Below are 6,271 nucleotides of genomic sequence, written 5' to 3'. Positions count from 1 at the left end.
CGTATTTTTAGTGCTATTATTTGTTAATTAGTTGCAATTTTAGAGCGAACTCTACTTATTTTTTGGTTGTACAAAAATGTGAATATTTTTTAGCATAAAAAAATAAAACATCTATTGATTATTAACTTTTTTTTACGTAAATAACATCTCATAAATATACAATAATGATTTCAGATAAAATAGAATTTAGAGTAAGATATGGTGAAACAGATCAAATGAGCTATGCATATCATGGTAATTATGCTGCTTATTTTGAGATGGGACGTACAGAGTGGCTTAGAAAACTAGGTATTTCATACAAAAAAATGGAAGAAGATGGTATTATGTTACCTGTAATTAATCTAAATACAAATTATTTAAAGCCTGCAAAATACGATGATGTTTTAACTCTAAAAACAACTTTAGCAAAAATACCAACCGCTAGAATAGAATTTAAATTCGAAATAACAAATCAGCAAAATGAATTATTAACAACTGCAACTGCTGTTTTAGTTTTTGTAAACATGAAAACTAACCGACCAACTCGAATTCCAAAATATTTATTAGATAAAATAAATACTATGCTGTAACTTCTTTAATTTTTAAACATCGTAAATCTAAAAATAATTGTTGAACCTTTGATGCATTCTTTTTTCTAACAGAAATTAGAAAATCACAATTCAGTTCCATTTTTTGATTTACTATTAAAAGGTTTTGCTCTTTAACAATACGCATTACCTTATTCATATCTTTATATTCAAAAATAAGTTGATAAAAAACATCGATGGTTTTTGTTACAATTACCGCTTCTTCTAAAATTAATTTAGCGGTAGTTTTATAGGCGCTAATTAAACCTCCTACACCTAATTTAGTACCTCCAAAATAACGTACTACAGCCACTAAAACATTGGTTAGATCTTTTGATAAAATTTGTCCGTAAATAGGTTGACCTGCAGAATTATTTGGCTCTCCATCATCATTAGCTCTATAACTAATATCTCCAACACCTATTTGCCAAGAATAACACCAATGCCGTGCTGCATGGTGTTTTTTCTTTAACTCCTCAATATGTTTTTTTGCATCTTCTTCTGAAGTAATTGGAAAAACATACCCTATAAATTTACTTCCCTTCTCTTTATAAAGCGCATCGCCAACAGCAACTTCAATAGTTTTGTATGTATCTTTTTCTAAATCCATAAGTGTTTTGAACTACAAATATATCAAAAGCATTTTTTTAAATTTAAATTTTAAAATGAATATCTTTGAATATAAAATTATAGACTTATGAAAAAGCTACCTTTATTATTACTTGTATTATTTTTAATTATTTCTTGTAACGATAAAACTTCTAATGAAAAAATTAAAACAAAAAGAACTCCTAACAGTTTTGCAATTGTAATTCACGGAGGTGCTGGCGGAATAAAACCCGCATACTTCACCGAGACTCAGCAAGAAGCTTACACTCAAAAATTAGAAGAGGCTTTAAATGCAGGATATAAAGTTTTAGAAAACGGAGGGATTTCTTTAGACGCTATACTAGCAGCAATTAATATTATGGAAGATTCTCCATTGTTTAATGCTGGTAAAGGTGCAGTTTATAATAGTGACGGCAATCAAGAAATGGATGCTGCAATTATGGATGGAAATACTTTAAATGCAGGTGCGGTTGCTGGCGTAAACCATATTAAAAATCCTATATTGGCTGCTCGCATGGTTATGGACAGCTCTAAACATGTATTGCTTTCTGGAAAAGGCGCAGAAATTATGGCTAAAAAATACGGTATTGAAATGGTTGATAGTGCTTACTTTTTTACTGAAAAAAGAATGCAACAACTAAAAAAATTACAAGGAAAAGAAATAACAACACTCGACCATACCGCTTTTTTAATTAAAAACGAATTAATAGATGACCATAAATATGGAACTGTTGGCGCAGTTGCAATTGATAAAAATGGAAACATTGCAGCAGGAACCTCAACAGGCGGAATGACTAATAAAAAATACGGACGTATTGGTGATGTCCCAATTATTGGAGCTGGCACATACGCCAACAATCTAACGTGTGGTATTTCAGCAACAGGTACTGGTGAATATTTTATTAGAACCGTTGCTGCTCACGAAGTTTCTAACTTAATAAAATATAAAAACTACACTCCATCTAAAGCCTTAAACGAAGTTTTATTTAATCAAATTGGTTCACTTGGTGGAGAAGGTGGTATGATTTTAATAGATAAACATGGAGATGTTTATTGGGATTTCAATTCGTCTGGAATGTTTAGAGGCTATAAAAAATCAAATGGTGAAAGTAAAATTGCAATGTTTGAAAAAACAAATTAATACAACTACCTAACATTGTTTTAAGGATTATAAAATTCGTAATTCTCAATTTGTTTCAGAATAAAAACCTGAAATTAATTCAAGTTGACCAATGGTTTTCTTAAACTTACTTTTCAAGTAATTTTAAAGTTGCTGGTCTATTTATTTTTCCTGTGGGAGTTTTTACAAAATTTTCAACTAAATAAATTTCTTTAGGAATTTCATATTTTGAAAGTGTTTTTAATGCTTTTATTTTTTTAAAAAGTGAACTTTTTAACTTTTCAACTTTCAAACTTTTAGACGCTACTACCACAACCAATTTTTCACCCAAAACAGCATCTTCCAACCCTGCTAAAAAAAATGGTTCTGAAATAATTTCAGTCAATTTTTCTTCTAATTGTTCTGGAATTAATTTTATTCCTCCAGAATTTATAACAGTATCAAAACGCCCTAACCACTTAAAGGAATTTTCAGAAATTAGCTCCACTAAATCATTTGTAACTATTATTTCATCAGATACTTTCGGAGCATTAATAACCAAACAACCTCTCTTATCTGTGGATATTTTAATATTTGGAAGTGTATTATAGAAAGATGTTGAAACAAGTTCAGTAGGACCAAGCTTTTCTCCTTTCTCGGTTTCATCAACAATCGTATTTTTTGGTAATGTATTATGATGAGATTTTTCTACTGGATTCGAAATTTTATTTAAATTATTCAATTTTTTAACGGCAATATGTGTTATAGTTTCCGTCATACCATAGGTTGCAAAAACTTCGGTTTTTATAAGTTGAATTTTAACTAATAATTCGTTTGACACCACTCCTCCACCAACAATTAGCTTTTTAATTTTATAAATTTCATCTAAAGAATTATTTAACTGCAGTGGTACCATTGCCGAAAAATCATAGACTTTTTCAATAGATTTTAATGGATTAGAACTTGGAATTACAACATCTATATGCCAACCTAAAATTAGTGCTCTTACCAACATCATCTTTCCTGCAATATAATTAGGAGACATGCATAAAAGTGCTTCTGTATTTTCTTCTAAATCAAAAAAATTACCTGTTGCTTTTGCACTATTTATCATGTAGTTTTTTTGAAGTTGAATAACTTTTGGCGTTCCTGTTGAACCAGAAGTTTTTACTTCAACATAACTACTTTTATTAAACCATTCTTTAAAAAACGAATACACTTCAATAGAAATTGATTTTGAAAAATCTAATAAAGCTTCAATAGAATTAAAAGATGTATCTTGAAGTTTAAAGCTTTTATGAGAATGCTGTTCACTCATTTTTAACGAATATTACTTAACCAATGCTTAATTAAAATTATATAATAGTTTCTTCTTCATTTAACTCAACAGGTTGGCTAATTGTACCAAACAATTTTTCGTTCCAATTTGTCCAACCATATTTTTTTGAAAAAATAAAAAGCACTAATGGATACAACACAAATACTGGTAAAAACATTAAAAAATCTAAAGAAGGCTCCGAAACATCAATTAACAAAGCATCTGTTTGAAAAACTGCCCAATTAGAACTTACCAACACTGCTGCTACAATATTATTAGCGGCGTGAAAACCTAGAGCTAATTCAGTTCCTTCATCCATTAATGTAAAAATTCCGAGTACTAATCCAGTTCCAATATAGTATATCATAATAATCCAACCCAGTTTTTCAACTTCAGGGTTTAAGCCGTGTAATAAACCAAAAATTACGGATGTTAAAATTAAAGCCACAAACGATTTTTTAAACCAAACACCAAAAGCTTGCATTAAATACCCTCTAAATAACAACTCTTCCATACTTGTTTGTATCGGTAAAAATATTAGTGAAATTAGCAATAATACAGCAAACTTAGCTGGTTTAAAATTCCAAACATAATCGGTAGGCGACATAGAATAATCAACTACAATTAATAAAACGCCAATTGCAAACCAAACAAAAAAAGCATAAAAAAAACGTTTCCAATCTACCGTTTTTCTAGATGTTATTATGGTTATAATTTTTCGCTTATGTAACTTACTTACCAATAAAAAAAGGAGTAATAACAAAAATAGAAATGGCAATAAATTAACTAAAAAATCTAAATTACTAGGCTCTTTTTGTTCCATTTCTTGATACAATGCATCTAATAATTCTGGAAATAATAGGTAAATAACAACATTCATTAAAAATGGAAAGCCAACAATACCTGTTGTAATTAAATAAGCCCACCATTTGTTATTTCCTTTATATGCTTGTTGTAAAAATTTCATTTTCTATATTTTAAAAATTAATTTTAGATTATAACTTTACGTTCCAATCTTTGGTTGAATTGTAATATAAATGTCCGTTTTTAACTTCTAACGGACTGTCAAAATTATTAGTAAATAAACTTCCTGTACCTAAACCTTGAGGAATTTTACTACCCAAAACAGCAGTCCATTGTGCTATTGCATTTAAACCAATATTACTTTCTAAAGCAGAAGTTATCCACCATCCAATCTGTTGTTTTTCTGCTAAACGAATCCATTCTTCACTCCCTTTAAAACCACCAACTAAACTTGGTTTTAAAATTATGTACTGCGGATTTATTATTTGTAGCAATTCTTGCTTTTTAGTTACATTAAAAACACCAATTAATTCTTCATCTAAAGCAATTGGCAATGGTGTTTTTAAACATAAATCTGCCATTTCATTAATTTGACCTTGTTTTATAGGTTGTTCAATTGAATGAATTTCGAATTGAGACAGACGTTTTAATTTTTCTAAAGCCTCTTTTCGACTAAAAGCACCATTAGCATCTACTCTTAATTCAATTTCTTTTGATGAAAAATTTTTACGAATACTTTTCAGTAATTCTAGTTCTGTTTCAAAATCAATAGCACCAATTTTCATTTTTATGGTTGAAAATCCGGCTTTTAATTTTCCCTCAATTTGTTGTTTCATAAAAGCTTCGCTTCCCATCCAAATTAAACCATTAATATTTATGGCTTCTTTAGTTTCTGTAAACTTTGAAGGAAACAATTCAAACGAATTTTTACTTTTTAATGATAATAAAGCTTGTTCTAAACCAAATTGAATAGATGGAAATTCAATTAACTCCGCTAATAATTCATCGCTATTGTTAGTAATATTTTTACAAAGCCAATTTAGTTTTTCTTCATAATCTGGTCTATCGTCAATACTTAAACCTCTAAATAAACCACATTCACCAATTCCAATTTTATCACCAGAAATTATTTTTAAAAAAAAAGTTTCTTTTGTTCTTAAAATCCCCCTAGAAGTTCCACTAGCTTGTTTAAAATTCAGAATGTATTTTTGGTAAGTTGCTTTCATTAATTCAGTAAAATTGTAAGGTACAAATATTTAAAAATTTATTATATTTTTTAGTTTAAAATTAGTGTCGAGAATAGTGATTTTAACTGTAAATAAAAGTTCTCGATACAATTTTTCTTCATTTCATTTTTAAAAACCAGTTGAATGGCCATATATTATGTTTTTATATTTAAAACAAGTTAGTGCCAAAAATTATATATAAAATTAATTACAAAAAAAAGAGAAGCAATTGCCTCTCTTTTAATTATAAAAAATGTTATTTTTTAAAAGAAATCTGCTTTATAACTTCCGTTATGTGGTTGATAATCACCAGTAATAATTCTAATCATATCAATTACCCACCAAACTCCAAAACCACCTAATGTTACTATAAAAAGCACATTGATATACCAAGGGTTTCCTAAATACCATTTGTGTCCTGCTAAACCACCTAAAAAGACACCTAATAATAAAGCAATACCTTGACTTTTTTGTGATCCTGCAGCTGCTGGAGAAATTAATGCTTCTGCATCTAAATCTTTATTGATTTCTGTAGCAGAATTTGCTGTAGCAACTCTTTTTACAGGAAAAGACGCATAACTGAAGCTTGTTACTAATAACAAAGCAGCTAAAGATAAAATAATTTTTAATTTCATAACTTTTAAGTTTA

At 28.8% G+C, this 6,271-nt stretch carries 7 protein-coding genes; 2 read left to right on the top strand and 5 right to left on the bottom strand.

Features of this window, described 5'->3' with window-relative positions; all coding sequences use genetic code 11:
- Positions 1-164 precede the first annotated feature (164 nt).
- On the top strand, positions 165-569 hold the full coding sequence (locus tag MKD41_RS16345) for an acyl-CoA thioesterase (protein WP_240243404.1): 405 nt from the start codon (positions 165-167) through the stop codon (positions 567-569).
- Here the strand turns inward: MKD41_RS16345 and MKD41_RS16340 are convergent.
- Positions 559-1,176, bottom strand: coding sequence for an IMPACT family protein (locus MKD41_RS16340; protein ID WP_240243403.1), 618 nt, complete (start codon positions 1,174-1,176; stop codon positions 559-561). The two genes, MKD41_RS16345 and MKD41_RS16340, sit on opposite strands and share 11 nt — an antisense overlap.
- A gap of 87 nt (positions 1,177-1,263) precedes the next feature.
- Here MKD41_RS16340 and MKD41_RS16335 point away from each other — a divergent pair, with 87 nt between their 5' ends.
- On the top strand, positions 1,264-2,316 hold the full coding sequence (locus tag MKD41_RS16335) for an isoaspartyl peptidase/L-asparaginase family protein (protein ID WP_240243402.1): 1,053 nt from the start codon (positions 1,264-1,266) through the stop codon (positions 2,314-2,316).
- Between the two features lie 106 nt (positions 2,317-2,422).
- Here MKD41_RS16335 and MKD41_RS16330 read toward each other — a convergent pair whose 3' ends face one another.
- The 4 genes from MKD41_RS16330 to MKD41_RS16315 all read right to left on the bottom strand — a co-directional run bounded on the left by MKD41_RS16330 (position 2,423) and on the right by MKD41_RS16315 (position 6,257).
- Positions 2,423-3,592: an AMP-binding protein gene (locus MKD41_RS16330; RefSeq protein ID WP_240243401.1), complete on the bottom strand. Its 1,170-nt coding sequence runs from the start codon at positions 3,590-3,592 to the stop codon at positions 2,423-2,425.
- A 37-nt stretch (positions 3,593-3,629) separates the two neighbouring features.
- Positions 3,630-4,559 (bottom strand): CPBP family intramembrane glutamic endopeptidase, encoded by a 930-nt coding sequence (locus MKD41_RS16325; protein WP_240243400.1) that lies wholly within the window; start codon positions 4,557-4,559, stop codon positions 3,630-3,632.
- A gap of 28 nt (positions 4,560-4,587) precedes the next feature.
- Entirely contained in the window at positions 4,588-5,622 is a 1,035-nt protein-coding gene (locus MKD41_RS16320) for an o-succinylbenzoate synthase (RefSeq protein ID WP_240243399.1), read from the bottom strand.
- 263 nt (positions 5,623-5,885) lie between these two features.
- A complete protein-coding gene (locus tag MKD41_RS16315) occupies positions 5,886-6,257 on the bottom strand; it encodes a TM2 domain-containing protein (RefSeq protein ID WP_240243398.1) in 372 nt (123 codons plus the stop codon).
- Positions 6,258-6,271 lie beyond the last annotated feature (14 nt).

It is taken from the genome of Lutibacter sp. A64, assembly GCF_022429565.1.
GTDB lineage: Bacteria > Bacteroidota > Bacteroidia > Flavobacteriales > Flavobacteriaceae > Lutibacter.
This window is presented reverse-complemented; position numbering and strand designations above follow the sequence as displayed.

Coding starts and splice junctions, on each gene's coding strand:
- MKD41_RS16340 (WP_240243403.1), bottom strand. CDS start 1,176: ATGGATTTAGAAAAAGATACATACAAAACTATTGAAGTTGCTGTTGGC.
- MKD41_RS16335 (WP_240243402.1), top strand. CDS start 1,264: ATGAAAAAGCTACCTTTATTATTACTTGTATTATTTTTAATTATTTCT.
- MKD41_RS16345 (WP_240243404.1), top strand. CDS start 165: ATGATTTCAGATAAAATAGAATTTAGAGTAAGATATGGTGAAACAGAT.
- MKD41_RS16325 (WP_240243400.1), bottom strand. CDS start 4,559: ATGAAATTTTTACAACAAGCATATAAAGGAAATAACAAATGGTGGGCT.
- MKD41_RS16320 (WP_240243399.1), bottom strand. CDS start 5,622: ATGAAAGCAACTTACCAAAAATACATTCTGAATTTTAAACAAGCTAGT.
- MKD41_RS16330 (WP_240243401.1), bottom strand. CDS start 3,592: ATGAGTGAACAGCATTCTCATAAAAGCTTTAAACTTCAAGATACATCT.
- MKD41_RS16315 (WP_240243398.1), bottom strand. CDS start 6,257: ATGAAATTAAAAATTATTTTATCTTTAGCTGCTTTGTTATTAGTAACA.